Source organism: Brevundimonas sp. (genome assembly GCF_041648055.1).
In the GTDB taxonomy this organism is placed as follows: domain Bacteria; phylum Pseudomonadota; class Alphaproteobacteria; order Caulobacterales; family Caulobacteraceae; genus Brevundimonas.
On sequence record NZ_JBAZPS010000010.1, the window covers coordinates 50849 to 76059 of the forward strand.

Genomic DNA, 25211 nt, shown 5'->3' on the forward strand with positions numbered 1-25211 from the left:
CGGGTGACAATCCAGAGTCGGTCTGGCGAAATCTATAGTGCCACGACGATCTTGCCCATGGCGGAGCGGTCGCCCAGCGCCTGGATGGCCTCTCCCGCGCGCTCCAGTGGGAAAGTGCGGCTGATCCGCGGTCTGATCCGGCCCTCGGCGTAGAGGCGCATCAGGTCGGCCATGTTGGCGGCGTGGGCGGCCGGGTCGCGCATCACGGCCGCGCCCCAGAAGACCCCGACCACCGACACGGACTTCAGGAGAGTCAGGTTGAGCGGAAGCGACGGGATGCCCGCCGGGAAGCCCACCACCAGATACCGGCCGTACCAGTCCATGGCCCGAAGCGCCGGCTCGGCGTAGTCCCCGCCGACGGCGTCGTAGACGACATCGGCGCCGTCGCGCCCGGCGGCCAGCTTGAACTCTCCGGCCAGGGTCTTCTGCGCGGCCTTGTCCATCGGGCCGGACGGATAGACCAGGCCATTGTCGGCGCCGAGGTCGAGCGCGAACTGGACCTTGTCGTCGCTGGAGGCTGCGGCGACGACGCGCGCGCCCAAGGCCTTGCCCAGTTCGATGGCGGCGGCCCCTACGCCCCCGGCGGCGCCCAGAACCAGCAGGGTCTCGCCGGATTTCAGCGCGGCCCGGTCCTTGAGCGCATAATAGCTGGTGCCATAGGTCATGATCAGGGCGGCGGCTTGCTCGAATGACATGGCGTCGGGGATCTTCACCAGGGAGGCGGCGGGCACGGCCAGCCGCTCGACCAGGCCGCCCCAGCCGGGAACGGCGATGACCCGATCGCCCCGCGCCACCCCGACGACGCCTTCGCCGATCGCATCGATCACGCCGGCGACCTCCCCGCCGGGCGCGAAGGGGCGCTGGGGCCTGAACTGGTATCGGTCCTCGATGATCAGGGTGTCGGGGAAGTTGATCCCCACGGCCCGGACATCGATGACCACCTCGCCCTTGCCGGGGGTCGGGTCCGCGATCTCTTCGAGAACCAGGGTCCCGGGACCGCCGACGGCCTTGGACAGGACTGCGCGCATGGGGTGTCTTCCTTGTGGGAGGGCGATAGGGCGGGTCAGACGTCCTTGTGGGGCAGGATCAGGTACTTCTCGCCCGTCGCGCGCCGGTTGTAGGCGTTGACGACATCGGGATGGAGAGCCTCGGCCAGGGAGACGCTGGCGGTGTAATGGCTGGCGAAGGTGGTGGTCAGTTCCGCCATGACCCGGGCCTTCATCGCCTGCACCGTCTCGCGGCCGACGACGCCGAAGAAGGTGGTCAGAAGCCAGCCGCCCACGCCCCAGGCCATGCCGAACGCACGGTTCAGCTCGGTCGGCCGCATGTCGAGACCGCCATAGATATAGACCTGCTTGTGCGTCGAGGAGCCGTAGCGGCTGTAGGCGCCGCCCGAGCGGCTGGCGGCCGCTTCCATGGCGTTGAGGATCTGACCCGCCAGCTTGCCGCCGCCGATGGCGTCGAAGGCCAGGGTGGCCCCAGTGGCGACCAGGGCCTCGGTCAGGTCCGTAACGAAGCTCTCGGTCGAGCTGTCGCAGACGTGGACGGCGCCGATATCGCGCAGGATGGCCGCCTGTTCGGGGCTGCGGACGATATTCACCAGACCGATGCCGTCGGCGATGCAGATACGGTTCAGCATCTGCCCGAGGTTCGACGCCGCCGCCGTATGCACCAGCGCCTTGTGCCCCTCGCGTCGCATGACCTCGGTCATGGCCAGGGCCGTCATCGGATTGACGAAGGCCGAGGCGCCCTGGATCGATGTCGCGCCCTCGGGCAGGACCAGACAGTCGGCGGCCCTCAGGGTGCGGTGCTGGGCGAACATCGAACCGCCCGCCACCGCCACGACCCGGCCCAGGAGGTGTCGGGCGTCCGCACCCGCCTGGACCACCACGCCCGCGCCCTCGTTGCCGACCGGCATCGACTGGTCCAGCCGCGCCGCCATGGCGCCCATGCGTCGCTCGGGAATGTCGGCGGTCAGGACGGGACGATCGGCCGGGCCGGAAAGACGCATCGTCGCCAGGTCTGCTGGCCCCAGCAGCAAGGCGAGGTCCGACGGATTGATCGGCGCCGCCTCGACGCGGATCACGACCTGGTCCGCCGCCGGAGGTGCGATCTGTACGGGCTCCAGCGACAGTTCGAGCAGGCCGCCCGAGGTGACGCGGGTGCGAAGTTCAAGACTGGAAAGGGTGTCGGTCATGGTCGGGAAATCCTGAAGTCCAGGCCTCGGCCTGGAGCATTGGGGGAAGGGGAGATCAGCTGAAGCCCTGACCGGACTCTGCCCTGGCCCTGAGCGACGACGCGACCTCGAAGCCGTTGCGGTCGAGCGAGGCGACGATCTTGTCCAGCCCCACGGTGTCGGCCCAGAACATAGGGCCGCCGCGATAGACCGGCCAGCCGTAGCCATAGATCCACACCACATCGATGTCCGATGGACGCTGGGCCATGCCTTCCTCAAGGATCAGGGCGCCCTCGTTGACCAAGGGATAGAGTGTGCGTTCGATGATCTCCTGGTCGGTGATGTCGGTGCGGGGTTCGGCCAGCCCCGAGGCCTTGCGGAAGTCGGCGATGATCTCGGCAACGCGGGGGCTGGGCGTCGGGTTGCGACGGTCGTCGTAGTCGTAGAAGCCCGCCTGCTTCTTCTGTCCCCAGCGTCCCTCGGCGTTCAGGGCGTCACGGACGCTTTCGATGCGGGTCGGATCGCGGTGCCAGCCGATGTCGACGCCCGCGAGGTCCTCCATCTGGAAAGGCCCCATAGGCATGCCGAAGGCGACGTGGGCGCGGTCGATCTGGTCGGGGGTCGCGCCCTCCAGCACCAGCTTCATCGCATTGATGTGGCGCGGCGCCAGCATCCTGTTGCCGATAAAGCCATAGCAGACGCCCGAAACCACGGCGACCTTGCCAATGGTCTTGGCCAGGGCCATCGCCGTCGCCAGCACGTCCCTGGCGGTCGCCGCGCCGCGCACGACCTCCAGCAGCTTCATGGCGTTGGCCGGAGAGAAGAAGTGCAGGCCGACGACGTCCTGGGGCCGGGCCGTCGCGGAGGCGATTTCGTCGATATTCAGGTAGCTGGTGTTGGAGGCCAGGATGGCCCCTGGCCGGGCGACGGCGTCCAGCCGGGCGAAGATGTCCTTCTTGATCGACATCTCCTCGTAGACGGCCTCGATGACCAGATCGCAGTCGGCCAGGGCGGCGAAATCAAGCGTGGGCGTCAGGATGCCCATCGCCGCCTCGACCTGGGCCGTGGTCAGGCGTCCCTTGGAAGCGGTCGCCTCATAGTTCTTGCGGACCACGCCGACGCCACGGTCCAGCGCGCCCTGCTGCATGTCGAGGAGGGTCACGGGGATGCCGATCGACAGGAAATTCATGGCGATGCCGCCGCCCATGGTCCCGGCGCCGATGATCCCGACCCTGCCGGTCGCGCGTCGCGGGGTATCGGCTGGCACGTCGTCGATCCGGGCGGCCTGACGCTCGGCGAAGAAGATGTGACGCTGGGCGGCGGACTGGACGCCGTTCATCAGCGTCATGAAGGACTGGCGTTCGAACGCGGCGCCTTCGTTGAAGGGGCGATCGGTCGCGGCCTCGACACAGGCGATGTTGGTCTCCGGAGCCTCGAACCCGCGAAAGCGGCGGGCGTTGGCCTTGCGGAAGGCGGCGACCGCCTCGGGGTCGGGGGCGGCCGTCTTCTCGCTGGCGCGGGGTAGGGGGCGCCGGTCGGCGACCTCTCGCGCAAAGGCGACGGCTTCGGTGACGAGCGAGTCCTCGCTTTCGACGACCCGGTCGACAAGGCCGACGGCCAAGGCCTTCAGCGCGGTGATCGGCGCGCCGAGGGCGGTCATTTCCAGCGCCAGGGCCACGCCGGCGATCCGGGGGATGCGCTGGGTGCCGCCCGCGCCGGGCAACAGACCCAGCTTGACCTCTGGCGTGCCCAGCCGGGCCGACGCCGTGGCGATACGGTAATGGCAGCCCAGGGCGACCTCGCAGCCGCCGCCCAGCGCCGTGCCGTGGATCGCGGCGACGACCGGCTTGTCGCCGGATTCGATCCGTTCGATCACCTCGAGCAGATCGGGGCCGACGAAGGGCTTGCCGAATTCGGAAATGTCCGCGCCGGCGAAGAAGGTGCGCCCGTTGCAGCGGAGGACGATGGCCTTGACTTCGGGATCGGCGAGACCCGCCGTCATCTGATCCAGAAGGCCCTGACGCACCGCCGCGCCGAGGGCGTTTACCGGCGGGTTGTCGGAAACGACGACGAGCACGTCGCCCTCGCGTTCTGAGCGGATCGGGGTGGTCATATGGGCCTCCTTGGCTTGTCTCCCGGCTTGCGAGGGTCGGCGCCGACATGGGGTGGTCAGCGTTTCCCTTGGCCGCAGCCGACTGTCGTTTCGGGCAGGGATGACCGATTTGCGACTGGGCGGCAAGAAAAATCGCATAATCGGTATGGAACTCAGTCCTTGTATCAATGGATAAAAATAGAAAACAGAAAAAATAGGCTGCCCGCAGGCTTGCTTGGAAGGCTCCACCCTCGTTAGGCTCAGGCTTCAAGGGCGGGAGCGAGCAGCCATGGGAAATGCGGGAATCGCCGCGCTGCGCGATGAGATCGGACAGGCGCGTGTTTCGGACTGGGTCGTGGTGGATCAGGCGCGGATCGACGGCTTCGCCGACGTGACCGAAGACCATCACTTCATCCATATCGATCCCGAGCGGGCGATCCAGACGCCGTTCGGCGGCACGATCACGCACGGATTCCTGATCCTGTCACTGGTCCCCCGCATGCTGGAGCTGACGCCGCGCCCGCCGGTCGAAGGGCTCAAGATGGCGGTGAACTACGGCCTGGATCGGGTCCGCTTCCTCAGCCCGGTGCGATCCGGCAGTCGCGTCCGCTGCCTGTCGACTCTGCTGTCGGTTGAGGAGAAGCGACCCGGCCAGCACCAGCAGTCGATGGAAGTGGCCATCGAGGTCGACGGGGCGGAAAAGCCCGCGATGGTCGCCGTGCTCCTCGCGCAATTCTTCATCTGAATCCCGGATATCTCAGGAGTCTTCCCATGCGCGATGCTGTCATCGTCTCTACGGCCCGCACACCCATCGGCAGGGCCTATCGCGGCGCCTTCAACGCCACGCCGTCGCCGACCCTGGCCGCCCATGCGATCCGCGCGGCGGTCGAACGCTCGGGCGTCGATCCGGCCGAGATCGACGACGTGGTCATCGGCGCGGCGCTCCAGCAGGGCTATCAGACCACGATCGGCCGGCTCGCCGCCCTGCGCGCAGGCCTGCCGACCAGCGTCTCGGGCCTGTCGATGGACCGACAGTGCGCCTCCGGCCTGATGGCGATCTCCACGGCGGCCAAACAGGTCATCGTCGACCGGATGGATGTGGTGGTCGCGGGCGGCGTCGAGTCCATCTCCCTGGTTCAGACCCAGGCGATGCGGGTCGATCAGGACCCCGAACTGGTCGCCCTGTCGCCCGACGTGCACATGCCGATGCTGCAGACCGCCGAGATCGTCGCCGCCCGCTATGGCGTCAGCCGCGAGCGCCAGGACGCCTATGCCCTGCGCTCGCAGCAGAGGACGGCGGCGGCCCAGGCCCGCGGCGCCTTCGACGACGAGATCGTTCCGGTGACGGCGTCCATGTCGGTCACCGAAAAGGCGACGGGCCAGACCTCGCTCCAGAGCGTGACCCTGACGAAGGACGAGGGCAATCGCCCAGAAACCTCCATCGAGAGCCTGGCGGGCCTGAAGCCTGTGGTCGAGGGCGGCGTCGTCACCGCCGGCAACGCCAGCCAGTTGTCGGACGGCGCCTCTGCCGTGGTGGTCATGGAGCGGACTCTGGCCGAGGCGCGGGGTCTGGCGCCGCTCGGCCGCTATGTCGGCATGGCCGTCGCCGGGACCGACCCGGACGAAATGGGCATCGGCCCGGTCTTCGCCGTGCCCAGGCTGTTGGGCCGCTTCGGCCTGACGGTCGACGACATCGGCCTGTGGGAGCTGAACGAGGCCTTCGCGGTTCAGGTGCTGTATTGTCAGGAGCGGCTCGGGATCCCCGACGACCGCTTCAACGTGAATGGCGGCGCCATCTCCATCGGCCACCCCTACGGCATGTCCGGCGCGCGGATGGTCGGTCACGCCCTGATCGAGGGCAAGCGCCGGGGCGACCGCTATGTGGTCGTGACCATGTGCATCGGTGGCGGCATGGGCGCAGCCGGCCTGTTCGAGGTCCTATGATCCGTCGATCCCGCTGATCTCCTTCACCGCAATCGCCGAGGTTTCCCGATGGGACGTTTCAACGACAAGGTCGCCGTCGTCACGGGGGCGGGCTCCGGCATAGGGCGGGCGACCGCTCTCAGGTTCGCCGAAGAGGGGGCGCGCGTAGTCGTCGCCGACCTGTCGGACGCCGTCGATGACACCGCCGCGATGATCCGCGAGGCGGGCGCCGAGGTCGAGGCCTTGAGGATCGACGCAGGCGACACAGTCCAGGTGAGAGGCCTGATGCAGGCGGCCCTGGATCGGTTCGGGAGGCTGGATGTCGTTCACGCCAACGCCGGGATCAGCGGCGGCTGGGCGGGACTGTTCGACCAGACCGCAGAGGACTGGATGGAGATACTGAGGGTCAATCTGATCGGACCCTTTCTCGTCATTCAGGCGGCGGCGCCGCTCATGGCCGAGCGCGGAGGCGGGGCGATCGTCTGCACCGCCAGTGTCGCCGGTCTCAGGTCCGGCGCCGGCGGAGCGGCCTATTCGGCGTCGAAGGCCGGCGTCATCAACCTGGTCCAGACGGCCGCCCAGCAACTAACGGGCGCGCGAATCCGAGTCAACGCCGTCTGCCCCGGACTGATCGAGACCGGCATGACCCAGTCGATCTACGATGGCGCCAGGGCGGCCGGAAAGGCGGACCGGATCGGCCAGCTCAACCCCTTACGCCGGGGCGGCGAGCCGGACGAGATCGCCGGCGCCGTCCTGTTCCTGGCCTCGGACGAGGCGAGCTATGTCAACGGTCACGCCCTGGTCGTCGACGGCGGTCTGTCGTCGTCTCATCCCTTCTCGCGTCAGGGTTACGGAAAGCCCGCACTCTGAGGTGTCTTCGGACGACCGGCCTGCATGCCGCCCCTGCAAACCTCATATTCCAATATGGAATTTCAGCGTCCAAGGTGCGCAGGCCACGGTTACGGCGAGGGGATTGGTTGAGCCTTATCGGGCCACGCGGCGCTGAATTTCCAGGGCCGAAGTCTAGACGGGGTCGGATGGCCGGTCGGAGACAGGCTTGGGTTTCGGCTTATTGCGCCATACCAGTTATTCGATATAGTTCCTCTTAAGGTCAAATAATGGCCACAAGGACGCACCGCTCACGAACGAGCGGGCCAGGGAGGATGTCATGAGATTGCAAGACCGTATGAAGAGTCGCGCCTCGCTTATGGCGGTCGCGATCGGGCTGGGCCTCTGGGCCACAGGCGGCGCCGCGACGGCGCAGGAGGCGGAGCCGACCGTCAACGTTCTGGACGAGATCGTCGTCACGGCGCAGAGGCGCGAACAGAACCTTCAGGATGTTCCGATCGTCGTCACGGCGCTCGGCGAGCAACTCCTCGAAGACGCGGGCGTCCGGGACATCAAGGACCTTCAGATCCTGACGCCGGGATTGACGGTGACCTCGACCTCCAACGAGACGATCACGACGGCGCGCGTGCGGGGCGTCGGGACGGTCGGCGACAACGCCGGGCTGGAATCATCGGTCCTGGTGACCATTGACGGCGTCTACAGGCCCAGGAACGGCGTCGGCTTCGGCGACCTCGGCGTCCTGGAGAGGATCGAGGTCCTGAAAGGACCGCAGGGCACCCTGTTCGGAAAGAACGCGTCGGCAGGCGTCATCAACATCTTCACCGAAGCCCCCCGTTTCAACTTCGGCGTGGAGGCGGAAGTCACCGCCGGAAACTATGGTCAGGTGGGGGGCTCGATCCTGGTGACCGGCCCGCTGATCGCGGACACGCTCGCCGGCAGCCTGTATTTCGCCGATCGCCAACGGGACGGTTTCCTGGATGTGGTCACGGGACCAGGGCCGCGGACGCTGACGGAAGACGTCGATCAGAACTTCTACACGGTGAGGGGCCAGTTGCTGTGGCAGCCGGCCGACCGGCTCTCGGGGCGGTTCATCGCCGACTACACCAGCCGTGACGAGAACTGCTGTCTGGGGGTTCAGTTGTTCGTCGGAGGCGCGGCGAACTCGCGCGCGGCCTTGATTAATGCGGTCAGACCCGGTTCGATCGACACGACCGCGACGCCCTTCGACCGCATCGCCAGCGCCAACAGCGATACGGGCCAGACGATCGAGGATCAGGGCGTCTCTGCCGAATTCAATTTCGACGTCACGCCGGATATGACCCTGACCTCGATCACGGCGGCCCGAAAGTGGCGCAGCGAAAACGGTCAGGACAGCGACTTCACCGCGGCCGACATCGCCTATCGTCCCAGCGACGGTTCGAACTTCAACGAGATCAAGCAGTTTTCCCAGGAACTGCGCCTGACGGGGACGGACGGTCCGGTCGACTGGCTGTTCGGCGCCTTCTACGCCAAGGAAGACCTGACCTCCGGTTCGGTCCTGCTCTACGGCGCCGACTATTATCCCTATTTCGCCAACGGCGTGCTGGGCGGCGTTCCGGGTCTTCTGGGCATGACGGCGGCGCGAATCTATCAGCCCGGAAACGGCCAGCGCGACAGCTACGACCAGTCCGGCGAAACCTTCGCCATTTTCGCCGACACCACCGTCAACATGACCGATCGGTTGGCCTTCAATCTGGGCCTTCGCTGGACGCGGGACGACAAGACCCTGACATCGGTCTATTCGACCACCGGCGCCTCGTGCGATCAAGCCGAGGCGACTTACCGGACGCTGGCGGGACTGGTCGGAGCCGCTACGGCGGGCACCATCGTCGGCGGTCTTTGCGTCAACCATGAGAACGACGATTTCGACGCATTGGGCCCCGTGACGCAGGATCGGTCGGAAGAGGCCACGACCGGTACGCTGAAGCTGAAGTACGACTTCAGCGACAATGCGATGACCTATGCCTCCTATTCGCGCGGATTCAAATCCGGGGGCTATAATCTCGATCGCGAACAGGCCATCGTGATCACACCGACGGGCCCGAACTTCACGGCGGATCCGAACACGGATTTCGCCGGCGAGTATGTGGATTCCTTCGAAATCGGGAGCAAGCTGCGCCTGCTGTCGGGCGCGCTGACGTTGAACGCAGCCGCCTTCCACCAGACCTACACGGACTTCCAGCTTAACACCTTCGTGGGTACGGCCTTCGTCGTCGAGACCTTGCCCGAGGTCATTTCCAAGGGCGTGGACGCCGACTTCGCCTATGCGACGCCGATCGACGGTCTGAGCCTCCAGGGCGGGCTGACCTATGCCGAAACGACGATCAGCGACTTCACCGCGGCCGACCTGATCGATCCGAACCGGTTTCCGCAGTTGAGCCGCCTGCCGGGCGCGCAACTGTCGTTCGCGCCCAAGACCTCGGCGTCTCTCGCCGTCAGCTATGAACGTCGGGCCGGCGGCGGCCTCCTGCTGCGCGGGAACGTGTCGGCGAAATACATGTCGGAGTTCAACACCGGCTCCGACCTGCACCCGGCCAAGGCTCAGGACGCCTACACCCTGGTCAACGCCCGGATCGGCCTGGGGGCGGAAAGCGGGGCCTGGACGCTGGAGGCCTGGGCGCAGAACCTGTTCGACGAGGATTACCTTCAGGTCGGCTTCAACGGCCCGTTCCAGGTCGATGAGTTCAACGATTCCGTCAGCGTCTACAACGCCTTCCTCGGACAGCCCCGCACATACGGGCTCACACTACGGCTCTCCTACTGATCCCAAGCCCACTGGGCCGCCCCGACCAAGAGGTCGGGGCGGCCTTTTCTTCCCTACAGCGACGGCATGTTGACGCTCCACACCTGGCGCCGTGAGAGGCGTTGATCTCAGAAGCCATGGTTTTCTCAGGCTTCCTGATTGCGGCTCGAATTGACCGCGCGCGCTGTGGATCGACCACGGTTCTGCGGCCGCGGCGCTGCCGCTCAGGCGTCGGCGCCGGCGGCGCGGGCATGGGTCCAGGCAGCGTCGGCGAGCGGGATCAGGCGGTCGATGGTGGCCTGGGCGTCGGCGCCGGCGGCGTTGCCGTCGATCATCCGCTTCTTGATGCCCTGCACGATGCTCATCAGCCGGAACAGGTTGTAGGCGAAATACCATTCCAGATCGGGAACGCCGTCGCGTCCGGTCTTCTCGCAGTACCGGGCGGTGATCTCCGCCAGAGTCGGAACGCCGGTCGCGGCGAAGTCCACGCCCGCCAGCCCTGCCCGGTCTCCTCGAGGCATGGTCCAGTTCATGGCCAGATAGGCGAAGTCGGCCAGGGGATCGCCGAGGGTCGACAGTTCCCAGTCGATGACGGCGATGATTTCCGGACGGTCCGGCGCATAGATCAGATTGTCGATCCGGTAGTCGCCGTGGATGATCGAGGTCCGCGTCTGCGGCGGCGCGGTTCGCCCGAGGAAGTCCATCAGTTTCTCGACGACTGCGAGGTCGTCGGTTTGACTGGCGCGGTACTGGCGGGTCCAGCGCGCGACCTGACGCTCGAAATAATTGCCCGGCTTCCCATAGTCGCCGAGGCCGACGGACGCCGGGTCGATGCTGTGCAGCCGGGCCAGGGTGTCGACCATGGTCTCATAGATGGCGCGACGTTCGGTGGGCGTCTGGTCTGGCAACTGGCCGTTCATGAAGCTGCGCCCGGCCTTGAACTCCATCAGGTAGAAGACCGAACCGATGATCGTCGGGTCCTCGCACAGGATCGCCGGGCGAGGCGCCGGATATCCGGTCGGATGCAGGGCCGCGATGACCTGGTATTCCCGCTCCACGGCGTGGGCGGACGGCAGGATCGCGCCGAAGGGCTTGCGCCGCAGGGCGTAACTCCCTCCGGCCGTGTCCACCCGATAGGTCGGATTGGACTGGCCGCCCGACAGTCGCGTCAGGGTCGCAGGGCCGCGAAAGCCCTCCAGATGTTCGCCCAGCCAATCGCTCAGCCTGACCTGGTCGATATCGGACATCATGCGGAAGCGCGTTCGGGCCGCGGGGCCGCGACGTCGGCGTACTTGGCCAGTTCCGCGCGGGCGATGGCGCGGTTGTGGACCTCGTCGGGGCCGTCGGCGAAGCGAAGGGTGCGGATGTTCGCCCAGGCGGCGGCCAGTTCGAAGTCGCCCGACACGCCCGCGCCGCCGTGCGCCTGGACCGCGTCGTCCAGGATCTTCAGGGCCATGGTCGGTCCCTGGACCTTGATCAGGGCGATCTCCAGCTTGGCGGACTTGTTGCCGGCGCGGTCCATCATGTCGGCGGCCTTGAGGCACAGCAGGCGACTGGATTCGATGTCGATGCGGGCGCGGGCGATGCGCTCTTCCCAGACGCTGTGATCGCCGATGCGCTTGCCGAAGGCCACACGGCTGACCAGCCGGCGGCACATCGCTTCGAGCGCCACTTCGGCCGTGCCGATGGTGCGCATGCAGTGGTGGATGCGGCCCGGCCCGAGCCGGCCCTGGGCGATCTCGAAGCCCCGCCCTTCGCCCAGGATCAGGTTCTCGACCGGGACGCGGACATTCTCCAGCACCACCTCGCCGTGGCCGTGGGGCGCGTGGTCATAGCCGTAGACCGACAGGATACGCTCGACCCGGACGCCCGGCGCGTCCATGTCGACCAGGATCTGGGACTGCTGTTCGTGACGCGCCGCGTCGGGATCGGTGCGGCCCATGACGATGGCCACCTTGCAGCGCGGGTCGCCGACGCCGGACGACCACCATTTGCGCCCGTTGACGACATAGTGGTCACCGTCGCGCACGATGCTGGTGCGGATGTTGGTGGCGTCGGACGAGGCCACCTCGGGCTCCGTCATCAGGAAGGCCGACCGGATCTCGCCTTTCATCAACGGACGCAGCCAGCGTTCCTTCTGCTCGCGCGTGCCGTAGCGGTTCAGCACCTCCATGTTGCCGGTGTCGGGGGCCGAACAGTTGAACACCTCCGAGGCCCATTCGACCTTGCCCATCTCTTCGGCGCAGAGTGCGTACTCCAGATTGGAAAGCTGGGTTCCCTCGAACACGAACGTGTCGTCGACTGGGGCGGCGCCGCTGCTCGGCGGCATGAACAGGTTCCACAGTCCTTCGGCCTTGGCCTGGGCCTTCATCTCCTCGATGACCGGAAGCACCTTCCAGCGTTCGCCCTCATCCCTCTGGGCCAGGAAGTCGGGATGAAGCGGGCGAATCCGAGTGTCGATGAAGGTCCGCACGCGGTTGCGGAACAGGTCCTCTTGTTCGCTGAGCCGAAAATCCATTGCGACCTCCTGAAATGAAGCCCTCGCAAAGAGGGCATACCGATATTTCAATAATCTGTTATCGACAGGATTCTCGCCAAGCAAGCCATGAAAATTATCGAAGCCCTATCCATACCGTTTCGGCGGCCTTGTCGGCGGCCTTGTCGGCGGCCCTGTCGGCAGGATTGGCCAAACGGCGTGGCAGTGACGGCCCCGCAGGCGTTTGCTAGGATTGTGAAATGACTGTGACGACACTTCCCGCGGCCTCGACCAAGCGTTTCGAACGCAAGCGGGACCTGATCTTGAGGGCGGCCTCCGACCTCATCAACGAGTCGGGCATGCGGGGCATGGCCCTGGCCGACGTGGCCGAGCGGGTCGGGCTGAGCACCACCAGCGTCACCTATTATTTCCGCAAGAAGGAACAGCTCGCGGCGGCCTGTTTCGGGCTCGCCTTGGCGCGGCTGGAGGAATTCGTCGCTCTGGCCGAAGCGGAGCCGGGACCGCGCGAGCGGACCGCGCGGCTGGTCCAGCTCTATTTCGAGGCCACGACGGCGGCGCATCAGGGACGGCAGGCCGCCGTGGCGCGACTGTCGGAGATCCGGGCGCTGGACGATCCCCTGCGAGAGGAGACGCTGGAACGATACCGCGTCATCGTTCGCCGCGTTCGCGCCATGCTGGACGACGGCTCCGGCGACGCCTCCCGCGAGATCAGGACGGCGCGCGCCAATACGCTTCTGGAGATGCTGTTCTGGCTGGACGGCTGGATCGGCCGGTATGCGCCGGAAGATCATCCCCGCGTGCGGCGCCGATTCATCGAAATTCTCGAGGTCGGCCTGGCTCCGAAAGGATGGCGCTGGGCCCCGCAGGCCATGATGCTGTCGCTCCCCGACGAGCCAGGCGCGGCGATAACAGCGGGCGCGTCACGCCAGGATTTCCTGATGGCGGCGACGCGACTGATCAATGAGCGTGGCTATCGCGGCGCCTCGGTGGAGCGGATCGCGTCGGAGCTCAATGTCACCAAGGGCAGTTTCTACCACCACCTCGACGCCAAGGACGATCTTGTCCTGGCCTGCTTTCAACGCAGCCTCCAGACGATCTTTCAGGCCCAGCTTCGATCTGACGGCCTGGGCGGCGACCATCTTCAGAACCTCGCCTCCTGTATAGCGCGGCTCCTGGAGTTCCAGTTTTCGGACGAGGGGCCGCTGTTGCGGACGACGGCGCTCCAGGCCCTGCCGCCCGAATTGCGCGAGCGGATGGTTGATCGATCCAACCGGGTCGCGGCGCGTTTCGCGGACATGATGATCGACGCCATCGGCGAAGGGGCTATGCGTCCCGTCGATCCGCTGATCGCCAGCCAGATGCTGATGGCGGCGATCAACGGCGCCTATGAGCAGCGCGCCTGGGCGGATCGCCAACCGTCGCTTGAGGAGGCGATCGATATCTACGCCTCCATCCTGCTTTCGGGCGTTTTCGAACCTCGCCGCTGACCCCGAGAATGGCGGCAGGGTCTTCGAGCTTTCGTCCCCGTCACGGCGGTGGACGTCTCGGCTTGACTTGCTCCCCGCTCATACCGCAAGTTCGAAACTGTAGCGAGCATCTCTGCAGTAAGCTGTAGGTTCGCTGCGTTTCGATGTCAGTCCGGCATCTCGAAAATACGAACGAGCCTGGATCAACCCGGCCGACACCGAGGAGACGACGATGACCAGCGACCTGTCCGCGCCTGAAATTCCCGGCTGGCCAGTAATGAGCCTGGGGCAGGCGAACGCTCTGTTGACGGCGCCCGGTTCTCCCTTCGAGATCGAGACGGTCCAGATCGACGGGCGCCCCGTGAAATGGTGGAAGAATGGGCCGAGAACGCTGCGGGACACCTTCCTGATCGCCCGCCTCCATGCGGCCAGGACCTTCCTGGTCTACGAGGAGGATCGCGTCACCTACGACGCCTTCATGAGGGCGAGCCTCGCCCTCGCGGAGGTGTTCATCGAGCAGGGGGTCAAGCCGGGCGACCGGGTCGCGGTCGTGATGCGCAATCTGCCGGAATGGCCCGTGACCTTCTTTGCCGGGGTCCTGACGGGCGCCATCGTCGCGCCGCTCAATGCCTGGTGGAGCGGGGCCGAGCTGGTCTATGGGCTGAAGGATTGCGGGGCTGTCATCGCCGTCGTCGATGACGAGCGGCTGAAACTGCTCGCGCCGCTGCTGGACCAGATGCCGGCGCTCAGGCGCGTCTATGCCTGTCGTCAGTCGGGACCTGCGGCGGACGACAGGATCGTTTCTCTGGAGAGCGTCATCGGCCGGCCGGGCGACTGGGCCGCGCTGCCCGAAGGCCGGCTTCCCGATGTCGAGCTGACGCCGGAAACGCCCGCAGTCCTGTTCTACACCTCGGGCACCAGCGGCCAGCCCAAGGGCGCGCTCGGGACGCATCGCAACTCGGGGTGCGGGCTGGTGGCGAGCCAGTTCTCGGTCGTCCGCAGCGTCCTTCGGCGCGGCGATCCGCCGCCCTCGCCCGATCCGGACGCGCCCCAGGGCGCCGGGCTGGTGTCCATCCCCTTCTTCCATACCACCGGCTGCAACGCCTTTCTGCTGGTGGCTCTCGCGACGGGACAGAAGCTGGTGTGCCAACGCCGGTTCGACGCCGAGGAGGCCCTGGCCCTGATCGAACGCGAACAGATCACCTCCGTCGGCGGGGTTCCCGCCATCGCCATCACCCTGATGACCCATCCGAACAGGGACAAATACGACCTGTCGTCGCTGCAGCTGGTCAGCTACGGCGGGGCCGCCGCGCCCACCGAACTGGTCCGGCGGATCGTCTCGGGCACGGTCGCTGCGCCCGGATCCGGCTGGGGAATGACCGAGACCAGCGCGACCCACACCCATCACGTGGCCGAGGACTATATCCATCGCCCAAACAGCTGCGGTCCGGCCCTGCCGGTCGGCGAGGTCAAGGTGGTGGACGAGGCCGGAAACACCCTGCCGACTGGCGAGGCGGGAGAACTGATGGCCTATGGCCCCAATATCGTGAAAGGCTACTGGAACCGCCCCAAGGAGACCGCCGAGACCTTCGTCGACGGCTGGGTCCGCACCGGGGACATCGCCTGTATCGACGAGGAAGGGTTCGTCTTCATCGTCGATCGCAAGAAGGACATCATCATCCGGGGCGGAGAGAACATCTACTGCCAGGAGGTTGAGGACATCCTCTATGAACATCCGGCGGTGGAGGAGGCGGCCCTGGTCGCGCGCGCCCACCCGGTCCTGGGCGAGGAGGCCGTCGCCTTCGTCACCCTGATCGCAGGCGAGGCGGCGACCGCCGAGGAACTCCGCGCCTTCGTGGCCGCCCGTCTGGCGGGTTTCAAAGTGCCCGCCGAGATACGAAGTCTGGCCCAACGCCTGCCTCGCAATGCGGCGGGCAAGATCGTCAAGCCGGACCTCAAGGCCCTTCTTGCAGCGGAGACCGCCGCGTGAACCTCGACTTCTCACCTGAGGACATCGCCTTTCGCGAGTCCGTGCGCGCCTTCATCGCCGCCGAATATCCCGCCGACCTGAGAGCGAAACAGGATCGGGGCGAGGAACTGGGCAAGGAGGACTTCCTGTCCTGGCACCGGGTCCTGGCCCGCAAGGGCTGGATCGCGCCCGGCTGGCCCGTCGAATACGGCGGTCCCGGTTTCACCTCGACCCAGCGCTACCTGTTCGGCGAGGAGATGGCCGCCGCCGACGCCGTGCCGATCCTGCCGTTCGGCATCAACATGGTCTCGCCGGTGATCTACACCTTCGGCACGCCCGAGCAGAAGGCGCGTTTCCTGCCGCCGACCCTGGCGGGCGACATCTGGTGGTGCCAGGGCTATTCCGAGCCGGGCGCGGGGTCCGATCTCGCCAGCCTCAAGACCCGCGCCGTGCGCGGCGCGGACGCCGATGGGGACCACTATGTCGTCAACGGCCAGAAGACCTGGACCACCCTGGCTCAGTACGCCGACTGGGGCTTCTTCCTGGTGCGGACCGATCCCGACGCCAAGGCCCAGGAGGGGATCAGCTTCCTGCTGATCGACATGAAGTCGCCGGGCGTCACGGTTCGCCCGATCATCACCCTGGACGGCGCCCACGAGGTCAACGAGGTCTGGCTTGAGGACGTGCGTGTTCCCGTCGGCAATCGCATCCACGAGGAGAACAAGGGCTGGACCTGCGCGAAATTCCTGCTGGCGCACGAGCGCAGCGGCATCGCCGGGGTCGCCCGCTCCAAGCGCGAACTGGAAAAGGTCCAGGCAATCGCCGAGGCCGAGGGTCTGGCCGACGACCCCGTGTTCGAGCGCAGGCTGGCGGAGCTTGAGATCGACCTTCTGGCGCTCGAATACACCGAACTTCGCACCCTGGCGCGCGAGAGTGCGGGCAAGGGGCCGGGGCCGGAATCCTCGCTGCTGAAGATCAAGGGCACGGAGATCCAGCAACGCCTGACCGAACTGGCGCTGGACGCCGCCGGCGCCTACGCCCTGCCGGATGCGCGAGCCCTTCGCGACGGCAATCTGGGCCCCATCGGGCCCGATTATGCGGGGCGCGCGGCCCCGACCTATTTCAACGTGCGCAAGACCTCGATCTACGGCGGGTCCAACGAGATTCAGCGCAACATCATCGCCAAGATGGTTCTGGGGCTCTGACGATGGATTTCAGCTTTTCCGAAGAACAGACCCTGCTGAACGACGCGGTCTCCGGCTATCTGAAGAGCGTCTATGACCTCGACAGCCGCAACAAGGCCGTGCGCTCCGAGGCCGGCTGGCGGCCCGAGGTGTGGAAGGCGCTGGCCGAGGATATCGGGGTGCTGGGCGCGACCATTCCCGAGGAGGCCGGCGGGCTGGATGGGGGTCCGGTCGAGACGATGATCGTGATGGAGGCCGTCGGGCGCTCTCTGGCGCTGGAACCCTATCTGGAAACCGCCGTGCTCGGCGTCGGCCTGCTGCGGCGCGCGGGTGGACTGGCGGCGGCGGCGCTCCTGCCTGCCATCGCCTCGGGAGAGGCCGTGATCGCCTTCGCCCATGACGAGCCCCAAGGCCGCCACGCCGGACTGTCGGTCCTGACGACGGCCCGCAAGGTCGCCGAGGGCTGGCGGCTGGACGGCGCCAAGGCGGTGGTCGCGGCCGCCCCCTGGGCCACCCACCTGATCGTCAGTGCTCGCGTGTCGGGCGAGGCGGGCGACGAGGTCGGGCTCGGGCTGTTCCTGGTCGAGGTCGCCAAGGCGGGAAGCGGCTTGTCGCTTCGGTCCTATCCGACCGTCGACGGACGCCGCGCCGCCGAGGTCGAACTGGACGGTCTGGTCGTGCCCGAGGACGCCCTTCTGGGCGCAGAGGGTCAGGGGTGGGCGGTCATCGCCCCGGCCCTGGACGAGGCAGTCGCCGCCCAGTGCGCCGAGGCGGTCGGGGTCCTGCGCGAACTGCACGAGCAGACGCTGGACTATGTGCGACAGCGCCGCCAGTTCGGGCGTCCCATCGGCGAGTTCCAGGTCATCCAGCATCGTCTGGCCGACACCTTCGCCGCCGTCGAACAGGCGGCGTCCCTGACCTATATGGCGACGCTGAAGCTGGACGCGCCCGAGCGGGAACGCGCCCGCGCCGTTTCGGCGGCCAAGGTGGGGGTGTCGCGGGCCTTGCGCTTTGTCGGCCAGGCGGCGATTCAGACCCACGGGGGCATCGGCATGACCGATGAACTTGCGCTCAGCCACTATTTCAAGCGCGCCAGCGTGATCGAACAGCAACTGGGCGGACCCGAAGTCCACCTGCGGCGCTTCATCGCCCTGCGCGGCTGAACGGCCGCGATTGGCCAGAGCCGGATCGCGGCCAACAAGAACAGAGACAGGGAGAAGTCCGCCGTGAGCCAGACCGACATCACCGCGCCGACAGGCCGGATCGAACGCCCAGGCTATCGCTACTACGTCCTGGCGATACTGACCCTCGTCTATATGCTGAACTTCATTGATCGGCAGATCATCGGCATCCTGGCGGCGCCGCTGAAGGCGGAGTTCGGCCTCAGCGACAGTCAGTTCGGCCTTCTGGGCGGTCTGGCCTTCGCCCTTCTGTACACGACCCTGGCCATTCCCATCGCCTGGCTGGCCGATCGGTTCAGCCGGGTGTGGATCATGACGGCCGCCCTGACCCTGTGGTCCGGCTTCACTGCCCTGTGCGGCGTAGTCGGCGGATTCGGCCAGTTGTTCCTGTGCCGCATGGGGGTCGGCATCGGCGAAGCCGGGGGCGTGGCGCCCTCCTATTCCCTGATCTCCGACTACTTCCCCAAGGCGCAGCGCGCCCGCGCCCTGGCGGTCTATGCGTTCGGCATCCCGTTCGGGACGGCGGCCGGGACCCTGGTCGGGGGTCTCGTCGCGGCGACCTATGGCTGGCGCGCGGCCTTCATCACCGTGGGGCTGCTCGGCGTGCTCGTCGCGCCGATCCTGCGTCTGACCGTCCGAGATCCGCAGCGCGGCGGCATGGACCGGCCGGCGCCCGTCGCCGACGCCGCGCCCGTCGCTTTCGTCCCGGAACCCGCGCCCTCGTTCGGCGCGGTGCTGAAACTGCTGTTGCCCAAGCCCAGCTTCTGGCTGCTGGCGCTCGGCGCGGCCTCGGCTTCGGTCTGCGGTTACGGCGTCGCCGCCTGGATGCCCAGCTTCTTCATGCGCAGCTTCGGCCTGACCCTGGCCGACACCGCCTGGTATTATTCGGGCATCGCCCTGGTCGGGGGCCTCACCGGAATCTGGTTCGGAGGACAACTGGCCGACCGTCTGGGCCGCAAGTCCAAGGGCGGCTATCCGCTGGTTCCGGCCATCGCCTTCCTGATCTCGGTGCCCTGTTTCCTGCTGGCGATGAACGCCCAGAGCATCGTCTCCTTCCTCCTGCCCGAGACCTCGAACAACTCCTGGCAGGCCCTGACACTGGCCTTCCTGATCTTCCTGATCCCGACGGGGCTGAACCTGACCTGGCTCGGGCCGCTCACGGCCTCGGTCCAGCATCTGGTCCCGCCCACCATGCGCACCACGGCCTCGGCGCTGTTCCTCCTGATCAACAACCTGCTGGGGATCGCCGTCGGCATCTTCTATTTCGGCTGGATGAGCGATCTGCTGCGTCCGGCTTTCGGCGAGGAGTCCCTGCGCTGGTCGATCTATACCGGCATGGGCTTCTACCTGCTGGCGTCCGCCCTGCTGATCGGCGCCTCGCGCACCCTGACGCGGGACTGGGTCGACTGAGCGCCTGGGGTCGATGTCCGATGACCGAAGTGGGTCACCGTCCGAGGCTGGTCATCCAGACCTCACGCCCCAGCGCATTATAGGGGGCCATGGCTCCGACCAGATCGTCGAGTGACGGCCCGGCTTCCCATTCACGGGGCAGGAGCGGGTCGCGCACGATGGCGCGCACGGCGGCGCGCCCGATCGTCAGAGCCTCGCGGGCGGCGTCGGAGTTCGACAGGCGCGGCAGCCGGACCTGGCTGGCCATGAGCAGGTCAAGCAGATTTTGTCTGCGAGCCGCCAGGCCGGGAACGTCCCAAAGAGATCGCGCCACGTTGGTCGATGCCGGATCGAGTTCCTCGAAGCGTCCGGTCAGCAGTTCCCCCGAGGCTCCATAGGACATGAGCCGCAGTCGGCAGCCCTGAATACCGCCTTGAAGCGTATCGGGCCGCACAAACAAGCCCTGCGGAATCTGGCGGAAGCCCTCGACGTCCAATGCGCGCAGAGTGGCCCGCCAGGCGGTGCGCGAGACACTCGAAGGTTTGGCGGTCGCCATCAGCCAGGCGCCGGTCCAGGCGGTTCGCCGGGACGGCGCGCTCCGCCAGTGGTCGATCCGTCGCCGCCAAGGATCGTCGATCCGGCCCGGTCCATAAACCCCGCGCCCGAGCGCTTCCACGCGCCCCTCCCTGCGCAGCCGCGTGAGCGCCGTGCGCATCGCCGTGCCGGAATGGTCGAACAGGGCTCCGGCGCGGATCAGTTCCGCCGAGGTGAAGTGCGGGCCGCCATGCGCCACGAACAGGTCGAGGATCAGGGAGCGAGCATCCGGTGCGAGAAGAATATTGCCGTTGTTGTCCATATGGGTCAGTATTCGCCACAAATCATGATCGCGGTCCACCGCGACGGAGGAACCCTAGAGCAAGGAGGACAGCCATGTCCGCTCCGCTATCGACGATCACCGTCCTGGACCTGACCACTGTGGTGGCCGGGCCGCTCGCCACCAGCCTTCTTGCTCAGCAGGGAGCGCGGGTCATCAAGGTCGAGCCAGCGTCCGGCGACACAGCTAGGACGTTGGGGCCGCAGCGCCAGCGTCTGAGCGGCTCGTTCCTTATGCTGAACGCGGGCAAGAAGTCGGTGGTGCTGGACCTAGCTGGGCCGACCGGGCTGGCGGCCCTGTTCGACCTGGCGGAACAGGCCGACGTGCTGATGCACAACTATCGTCCCGGGGTGATGGAGAAGCTAGGCGTGACGTCGGATGCACTACGCGCCCGGCGCCCCGACATCATCGTCGCGCGAATCTCGGGCTTCGGCGATAGCGGACCCATGGCGGGCGACCGGGCCTACGATCCGGTCATCCAGGCCGAAGGCGGCATGGCGGGGCGTAACGACGAGGGGGAGCCGCGCCTCGCCCTCCAGTATCTGTGCGACAAGGTGACCGGACTCTATGCGGCCCAGGCTGTGACGGCGGCGCTCGCGGGACGGGCCATGGACCGCCGCGCGCGAGAGGTCGACGTCTCCATGCTGGAGACGGCGGCGGCCTTCATGGCCATCGATATCCATTCGGGCCTCGCCTTCCTTGAGCCCGCCTCGCCGATGCCGAACGTGGCGGCCATATATCGGCCGTGGCGCACGGCGGATGGCTGGGCGGTCGTCATCATGCTGACCAACGCCGAGTTCGCCGCCTTCAGCCGGGCGCTGGACTTACCGGATCTCCTGGACGACGCACGGTTCGCCGACATGCCGTCCCGCTTCGCCCACTGGGAGGCGCTGCGTGCCGCGGCGGGGCCGGCGGTCGAGGCGATCGCCAGCGACGCGCTGATCGACGCCTTGCGCCGCGAGGGCGTGCCCTGCGGTCGGGTCAACGATGGCGAGGCCCTGCGCGAGCATCCGCAACTGGCCGCCACCGGCTTCTGGCGCGAGCAGGACCATCCCGTCGCCGGGCGCCTGCGTCTGCCCTCACCGGTGGCGCGCTTCGATGGCGAGCGGCTTGATCTCTCGCCGGCTCCAACGCTGGGCCAACACACCGCTCTTCACCGCAAGGTCTGACGCCATGTCCGATTTCCAGTCCATCGCCTACGCTACGGATGGCCGTATCGCCACCATCACCCTGAACCGACCGGATCGCTTCAACGCCATCGACGACCATATGCCCGGCGAGATCGCCCGGGCGGTCGCCAAGGCCGACGCAGATCCCGACGTCCACGTCATCCTCGTGCGCGGAGCGGGACCAGGGTTCTGCGGCGGCTACGATCTGGTCGATTACGCCGAGGCCAAGGGCGCGGTCTCCGGCAGCCAGGACATGCCATGGGATCCCACCCTCGACTTCGCCATGATGTGGAAGAACACCCAGGACTTCATGAGCCTGTGGCGGGCGAGAAAACCGACCATCGCCTGTGTGCACGGCGCGGCGATCGCGGGCGGCTCAGACATCGCCCTGTGCTGCGACTTCCTGATCATGACCGAGGACGCCCGCATCGGCTATCCGCCCGCCCGCGTCTGGGGCGTGCCGACCCCGTCCATGTGGGTCTATCGGCTGGGCGCCCAGGCGGCCAAGCGGATGATGATGACGGGCGATGTCATCACCGGCCGTGAGGCCCAGGCCATGGGTTTGGCCCTGTCGGCTCCGCCCGAGGATGCTTTCGAAGGCGAGATCGGCAAATTGGTCGGCCGCCTCCAGGGCGTGCCGCGCAATCAGCTGATGATGACCAAGATGGTGGTCAATCAGGCCTACGAGAACATGGGGCTGAACTCGACCCAGATGATGGCGACCTTCTTCGACGGGGTGTCACGCCATTCGCCGGAAGGAATCTGGTTCCGCGAACGCGCCCAGGAGGTCGGTTTCAAACAGGCCGTGGTCGAGCGCGACAGCGGCGACCCCATCGCCACCCAGGTTTCCAAACGGGGCTGAATCCGTTCGGGCGGTTGCGCGGGGTCCCGGGATACCCCATCCCTTGCGTCATGAAGTGGGAGACTTTGTCAGAGGAGCCGTGTTCGGTCGCTCGCACCAGCGCAGTGATCGGAGACCGTTGGACCGTGCTGATCCTGCGGGAGGCCTTCACCGGCGCGCGGCGGTTCGACGATTTTCAGGCCGCGCTCGGTATTTCGCGAACCATCGTCACAGACCGGCTGGCGCTGCTGACCGGCGAAGGCGTGCTGGAGCGGATCGCCTATCAGGACCGCCCGCCGCGCTTCGAATATCGGCTGACCGACAAGGGCCGGGAACTGCACCCGGTGCTGCTGGCCATGTTCCACTGGGGCGACCGCCACTATGCAGGCGAGGCGGGGCCGCCGCTGGTGCTGCAGCACAGCGGATGCGGCCACGATTTCCACGCCGTCTCGATCTGCTCCGAATGCGCGGCGCCGCTGACGCCGGAGACGGTCGAGGTGCGGGCCGGACCTGGATACCACAGCGTGCCGCGCAGGGAGCGCCGGAAGACGGCTTGACTTAGTACATAATTGATACTCACTAGGCCTCCGAACGAACTGGAGGTCTGGATGACGGCGATCACGGTGATGACTATTGAGGATCGCCTGTCCCTCGATCAGCGCCGCCTGCTGGCACGCACACTGACCGACGCCGTGCTGGTTCCGGAGGTCGGACAGGTCGCGCTGGCCGCGCGGGCCGGGTTCCAGGTCCATTTCGTAGAACGCGCCGCTCACCGGGTCGCCATCGGCGGTGTGCTGGCCGCCGATCATCCGGCGGACATCATCCTGATCGATATCGCCGTGATGCAGGCCGCCTGGCCGATGATGGTGAGAGCGCAGGTGATCGCCAATGTCTACGAAGCCCTGGCCGAGGCGCTTGAAACCGCCACGCCGTCACCCGCCTGGTGGGTCAATTTCAGGATGATCGAGGAAGGGTCGTGGGGATCGTGCGGCGGGCCGCTGTCGATTCTCGACCTGCTGGACAGCGGCGTCTTCACGCCGGAGCGCGCCTCGGAAATCCGCGTGGCCATGGCGTCGCGCGATGCAGCCTGAGGCGAGCGTGTGATGGACGCATTATCCCGCAAGGTTCTCATCATCGCCAATGTGGCGATGATCGCCGCGATCACCCTTCACGACCTGGATCATATCCGGCAGGCTAGGGGCTGGTGCTATACGATCACGGCCCTTCTCTGGGTCATAAACGGTCTCGTCTACATCCCCGGCATCTTCGCCCTGGTCGCGTCCGTGAAGCGCGCGCGCTGGGCCCCGTTCGCGACGGCGTTCGGCGCGCTGCTGATCTCGACCCTGTTCGCCAAGGTACATCTCTGGAAGCCCTTCTTCCAGGTCTGGGGCGTCTGGAACCGCAGCTTCCTCGACCTGGGCGCGGACGCGCTGAGCTGGGGCATCCTGACGCTGCTGGTGACGGTCGCCGCCTTCGTGGCGATGGCGGCGGCATGGGCCGACGGGCGCATCCATACCCTGTCCGGGGTCGGGCGGGTCTCGACCTGATGGCCGGCGTCTCCCTTCACCATGTCCACATGGTCACCCATGACGTGGACGGGTTCTGTGAATTCTTCATCCGCAATTTCGACGCCGAGATCGTCTTCGACGCCCCGATCGACGGCGATCGCAACGTCTTCCTGAAAATCGGCTCTGGACGCATCCATCTGTTCGAGACGCGCGACGCCCCGCCCGATGGTCGCAACGCCTTCCACCATCTCGGCATGATGGCGGAAAACCTGTCGGCCCTGGTCGAGCGGTTGAAGGGCGACGGCGTCCCCGTCACCCCCATCACCCGCGTTCCGGGCGGCGGCTTCGCCATCGCGACCGGGCCGCACGGAATGAAGATCGAACTGTTCGAGGCGAACGCGCCGGACACCCGGCGCTTCTTCGTCGATCCCGAAACCTCAAACCCTGACCCTGGAGAGAAACGCCATGTCGACGCCTGAAACCCTCACACTCGAGAAGCGCGGTCATGTCTTCCTGATCGGCCTGAACCGGCCCGAGAAGAAGAACGCCTTCACTTTGAAGATGCTGCGCGAACTGTCGGACGCCGTCGGCGAGTACGAAGCCGATCCGGAACTGCGCGCCGCCGTCCTGTTCGCCCACGGCCCGGATTTCACTGCCGGCCTCGATCTGATGGACGTCGCCCCGGCCATGGCCGGCGGCGAAGGCATCCTGGCCGAGGGCGCCTATGATCCGCTCGGCGTGCACGGCAAGGCGCGGACCAAGCCCCTGATCGCCGCCGTCCAGGGCCTGTGCCTGACGGTGGGGATCGAGTTCATGCTGGCCGCCGACATCACCGTCGTCGCCGACAACGCCCGCCTGGCCCAGATCGAGATCAAGCGCGGCATCTTCCCCTTCGGCGGCGCCAGCCAACGCTGGGTGGCCGCTTCGGGCTGGGGGAACGCCATGCGTTATTTGCTGACCGGCGACGAACTGGACGGGGCGACAGCCTACCGCCTGGGCATGGCGCAGGAGCTTTTGCCGGCCGACCAGATCCTGGCCAAGGCGATCGAGATCGCCGAGACCGTCGCCGCTCAGGCCCCCCTCGGCGTCGAAGCCACCCTGCGCTCGGCCCGCCTGGGCGTCGAGCAAGGCGACAAGGCCGCCTTCGCCCAACTGGTCCCGGAAATCCGCAGGCTGATGGCGACCGAGGACGCCCAGGAGGGTGTCATGTCCTTCATGCAACGGCGTCAGGCCGTCTTCAAAGGACGCTGATCGCACGCTCTTGCGACCTTCCGGAGCACTGTCGCTCAGGAGGGTCGGAACGACCGATCG

22 protein-coding genes are annotated in these 25211 nt (G+C 66.9%); 16 read left to right on the plus strand and 6 right to left on the minus strand.

Features of this window, described 5'->3' with window-relative positions:
• Positions 1 to 32 precede the first annotated feature (32 nt).
• The 3 genes from WC585_RS14835 to WC585_RS14845 are packed head-to-tail and all read right to left on the minus strand — an operon-like array spanning position 33 to position 4289.
• The gene (locus tag WC585_RS14835; RefSeq protein ID WP_154725337.1) at positions 33 to 1028 is read right to left on the minus strand and encodes an NADPH:quinone oxidoreductase family protein; all 996 of its coding nucleotides are present in this window, start codon (positions 1026 to 1028) and stop codon (positions 33 to 35) included.
• A gap of 35 nt (positions 1029 to 1063) precedes the next feature.
• On the minus strand, positions 1064 to 2197 hold the full coding sequence (locus WC585_RS14840) for a zinc-binding dehydrogenase (RefSeq protein ID WP_154725336.1): 1134 nt from the start codon (positions 2195 to 2197) through the stop codon (positions 1064 to 1066).
• A 55-nt stretch (positions 2198 to 2252) separates the two neighbouring features.
• Entirely contained in the window at positions 2253 to 4289 is a 2037-nt protein-coding gene (locus WC585_RS14845; protein ID WP_373258707.1) for a 3-hydroxyacyl-CoA dehydrogenase NAD-binding domain-containing protein, read from the minus strand.
• Positions 4290 to 4557: 268 nt separating this feature from the next.
• Between WC585_RS14845 and WC585_RS14850 the strand changes: the two genes are divergently transcribed.
• From WC585_RS14850 to WC585_RS14865, 4 genes are all read left to right on the plus strand, one after another.
• Entirely contained in the window at positions 4558 to 5013 is a 456-nt protein-coding gene (locus WC585_RS14850; RefSeq protein ID WP_154725334.1) for a MaoC family dehydratase, read from the plus strand.
• A gap of 26 nt (positions 5014 to 5039) precedes the next feature.
• Positions 5040 to 6212: an acetyl-CoA C-acyltransferase gene (locus tag WC585_RS14855; RefSeq protein ID WP_154725333.1), complete on the plus strand. Its 1173-nt coding sequence runs from the start codon at positions 5040 to 5042 to the stop codon at positions 6210 to 6212.
• Positions 6213 to 6260: 48 nt separating this feature from the next.
• On the plus strand, positions 6261 to 7061 hold the full coding sequence (locus tag WC585_RS14860) for an SDR family NAD(P)-dependent oxidoreductase (RefSeq protein WP_154725332.1): 801 nt from the start codon (positions 6261 to 6263) through the stop codon (positions 7059 to 7061).
• 298 nt (positions 7062 to 7359) lie between these two features.
• Positions 7360 to 9843 carry a TonB-dependent receptor gene (locus tag WC585_RS14865; protein WP_154725331.1) on the plus strand — a complete coding sequence of 828 codons (2484 nt, stop codon included), beginning with the start codon at positions 7360 to 7362 and terminating at the stop codon, positions 9841 to 9843.
• Between the two features lie 203 nt (positions 9844 to 10046).
• Here the strand turns inward: WC585_RS14865 and WC585_RS14870 are convergent, their stop codons facing one another.
• Both WC585_RS14870 and WC585_RS14875 read right to left on the minus strand, forming a co-directional pair.
• Complete coding sequence (locus WC585_RS14870) at positions 10047 to 11072, minus strand: phosphotransferase family protein (RefSeq protein ID WP_230307503.1); 1026 nt, start codon at positions 11070 to 11072, stop codon at positions 10047 to 10049.
• A complete protein-coding gene (locus WC585_RS14875; protein WP_373258709.1) occupies positions 11069 to 12340 on the minus strand; it encodes an acyl-CoA dehydrogenase family protein in 1272 nt (423 codons plus the stop codon). The genes WC585_RS14870 and WC585_RS14875 overlap by 4 nt, the downstream gene beginning before the upstream one ends.
• Before the next feature lie 218 nt (positions 12341 to 12558).
• Between WC585_RS14875 and WC585_RS14880 the strand changes: the two genes are divergently transcribed.
• The 5 genes from WC585_RS14880 to WC585_RS14900 all read left to right on the plus strand — a co-directional run bounded on the left by WC585_RS14880 (position 12559) and on the right by WC585_RS14900 (position 19529).
• Entirely contained in the window at positions 12559 to 13806 is a 1248-nt protein-coding gene (locus tag WC585_RS14880; protein WP_373258711.1) for a TetR/AcrR family transcriptional regulator, read from the plus strand.
• A gap of 211 nt (positions 13807 to 14017) precedes the next feature.
• On the plus strand, positions 14018 to 15775 hold the full coding sequence (locus tag WC585_RS14885) for a class I adenylate-forming enzyme family protein (protein WP_373258712.1): 1758 nt from the start codon (positions 14018 to 14020) through the stop codon (positions 15773 to 15775).
• Positions 15772 to 16959, plus strand: a complete 1188-nt coding sequence (locus WC585_RS14890; protein WP_373258714.1) for an acyl-CoA dehydrogenase family protein — start codon at positions 15772 to 15774, stop codon at positions 16957 to 16959. The genes WC585_RS14885 and WC585_RS14890 overlap by 4 nt, the downstream gene beginning before the upstream one ends.
• A 2-nt stretch (positions 16960 to 16961) precedes the next feature.
• The gene (locus tag WC585_RS14895) at positions 16962 to 18101 is read left to right on the plus strand and encodes an acyl-CoA dehydrogenase family protein (RefSeq protein ID WP_154725326.1); all 1140 of its coding nucleotides are present in this window, start codon (positions 16962 to 16964) and stop codon (positions 18099 to 18101) included.
• A 63-nt stretch (positions 18102 to 18164) separates the two neighbouring features.
• Positions 18165 to 19529 (plus strand): spinster family MFS transporter, encoded by a 1365-nt coding sequence (locus WC585_RS14900; protein ID WP_373258715.1) that lies wholly within the window; start codon positions 18165 to 18167, stop codon positions 19527 to 19529.
• 34 nt (positions 19530 to 19563) lie between these two features.
• Here WC585_RS14900 and WC585_RS14905 read toward each other — a convergent pair whose 3' ends face one another.
• Entirely contained in the window at positions 19564 to 20403 is an 840-nt protein-coding gene (locus WC585_RS14905; protein WP_373258716.1) for a hypothetical protein, read from the minus strand.
• Between the two features lie 35 nt (positions 20404 to 20438).
• Between WC585_RS14905 and WC585_RS14910 the strand changes: the two genes are divergently transcribed.
• The 7 genes from WC585_RS14910 to WC585_RS14940 are packed head-to-tail and all read left to right on the plus strand — an operon-like array spanning position 20439 to position 25151.
• The gene (locus WC585_RS14910) at positions 20439 to 21551 is read left to right on the plus strand and encodes a CaiB/BaiF CoA-transferase family protein (RefSeq protein WP_154725324.1); all 1113 of its coding nucleotides are present in this window, start codon (positions 20439 to 20441) and stop codon (positions 21549 to 21551) included.
• Between the two features lie 4 nt (positions 21552 to 21555).
• Positions 21556 to 22413, plus strand: coding sequence for a crotonase/enoyl-CoA hydratase family protein (locus tag WC585_RS14915; protein ID WP_154725323.1), 858 nt, complete (start codon positions 21556 to 21558; stop codon positions 22411 to 22413).
• Between the two features lie 50 nt (positions 22414 to 22463).
• Entirely contained in the window at positions 22464 to 22949 is a 486-nt protein-coding gene (locus tag WC585_RS14920) for a helix-turn-helix domain-containing protein (RefSeq protein WP_154725322.1), read from the plus strand.
• Positions 22950 to 23000: 51 nt separating this feature from the next.
• Positions 23001 to 23483: a hypothetical protein gene (locus WC585_RS14925; RefSeq protein ID WP_373258718.1), complete on the plus strand. Its 483-nt coding sequence runs from the start codon at positions 23001 to 23003 to the stop codon at positions 23481 to 23483.
• Positions 23484 to 23495: 12 nt separating this feature from the next.
• Entirely contained in the window at positions 23496 to 23939 is a 444-nt protein-coding gene (locus tag WC585_RS14930) for a hypothetical protein (RefSeq protein WP_373258719.1), read from the plus strand.
• Positions 23939 to 24379: a VOC family protein gene (locus WC585_RS14935; RefSeq protein WP_196066302.1), complete on the plus strand. Its 441-nt coding sequence runs from the start codon at positions 23939 to 23941 to the stop codon at positions 24377 to 24379. The genes WC585_RS14930 and WC585_RS14935 overlap by 1 nt, the downstream gene beginning before the upstream one ends.
• Complete coding sequence (locus WC585_RS14940) at positions 24366 to 25151, plus strand: crotonase/enoyl-CoA hydratase family protein (protein ID WP_373258720.1); 786 nt, start codon at positions 24366 to 24368, stop codon at positions 25149 to 25151. Before WC585_RS14935 ends, WC585_RS14940 begins: the two co-directional genes overlap by 14 nt.
• Positions 25152 to 25211: the final 60 nt, after the last annotated feature.

Excerpts from the sequence above, each read along its gene's own strand:
- WC585_RS14835 (WP_154725337.1), bottom strand. The coding sequence starts at position 1,028 with ATGCGCGCAGTCCTGTCCAAGGCCGTCGGCGGTCCCGGGACCCTGGTT.
- WC585_RS14840 (WP_154725336.1), bottom strand. The coding sequence starts at position 2,197 with ATGACCGACACCCTTTCCAGTCTTGAACTTCGCACCCGCGTCACCTCG.
- WC585_RS14845 (WP_373258707.1), bottom strand. The coding sequence starts at position 4,289 with ATGACCACCCCGATCCGCTCAGAACGCGAGGGCGACGTGCTCGTCGTC.
- WC585_RS14850 (WP_154725334.1), top strand. The coding sequence starts at position 4,558 with ATGGGAAATGCGGGAATCGCCGCGCTGCGCGATGAGATCGGACAGGCG.
- WC585_RS14855 (WP_154725333.1), top strand. The coding sequence starts at position 5,040 with ATGCGCGATGCTGTCATCGTCTCTACGGCCCGCACACCCATCGGCAGG.
- WC585_RS14860 (WP_154725332.1), top strand. The coding sequence starts at position 6,261 with ATGGGACGTTTCAACGACAAGGTCGCCGTCGTCACGGGGGCGGGCTCC.
- WC585_RS14865 (WP_154725331.1), top strand. The coding sequence starts at position 7,360 with ATGAGATTGCAAGACCGTATGAAGAGTCGCGCCTCGCTTATGGCGGTC.
- WC585_RS14870 (WP_230307503.1), bottom strand. The coding sequence starts at position 11,072 with ATGATGTCCGATATCGACCAGGTCAGGCTGAGCGATTGGCTGGGCGAA.
- WC585_RS14875 (WP_373258709.1), bottom strand. The coding sequence starts at position 12,340 with ATGGATTTTCGGCTCAGCGAACAAGAGGACCTGTTCCGCAACCGCGTG.
- WC585_RS14880 (WP_373258711.1), top strand. The coding sequence starts at position 12,559 with ATGACTGTGACGACACTTCCCGCGGCCTCGACCAAGCGTTTCGAACGC.
- WC585_RS14885 (WP_373258712.1), top strand. The coding sequence starts at position 14,018 with ATGACCAGCGACCTGTCCGCGCCTGAAATTCCCGGCTGGCCAGTAATG.
- WC585_RS14895 (WP_154725326.1), top strand. The coding sequence starts at position 16,962 with ATGGATTTCAGCTTTTCCGAAGAACAGACCCTGCTGAACGACGCGGTC.
- WC585_RS14910 (WP_154725324.1), top strand. The coding sequence starts at position 20,439 with ATGTCCGCTCCGCTATCGACGATCACCGTCCTGGACCTGACCACTGTG.
- WC585_RS14915 (WP_154725323.1), top strand. The coding sequence starts at position 21,556 with ATGTCCGATTTCCAGTCCATCGCCTACGCTACGGATGGCCGTATCGCC.
- WC585_RS14920 (WP_154725322.1), top strand. The coding sequence starts at position 22,464 with ATGAAGTGGGAGACTTTGTCAGAGGAGCCGTGTTCGGTCGCTCGCACC.
- WC585_RS14925 (WP_373258718.1), top strand. The coding sequence starts at position 23,001 with ATGACGGCGATCACGGTGATGACTATTGAGGATCGCCTGTCCCTCGAT.
- WC585_RS14930 (WP_373258719.1), top strand. The coding sequence starts at position 23,496 with ATGGACGCATTATCCCGCAAGGTTCTCATCATCGCCAATGTGGCGATG.
- WC585_RS14935 (WP_196066302.1), top strand. The coding sequence starts at position 23,939 with ATGGCCGGCGTCTCCCTTCACCATGTCCACATGGTCACCCATGACGTG.
- WC585_RS14940 (WP_373258720.1), top strand. The coding sequence starts at position 24,366 with ATGTCGACGCCTGAAACCCTCACACTCGAGAAGCGCGGTCATGTCTTC.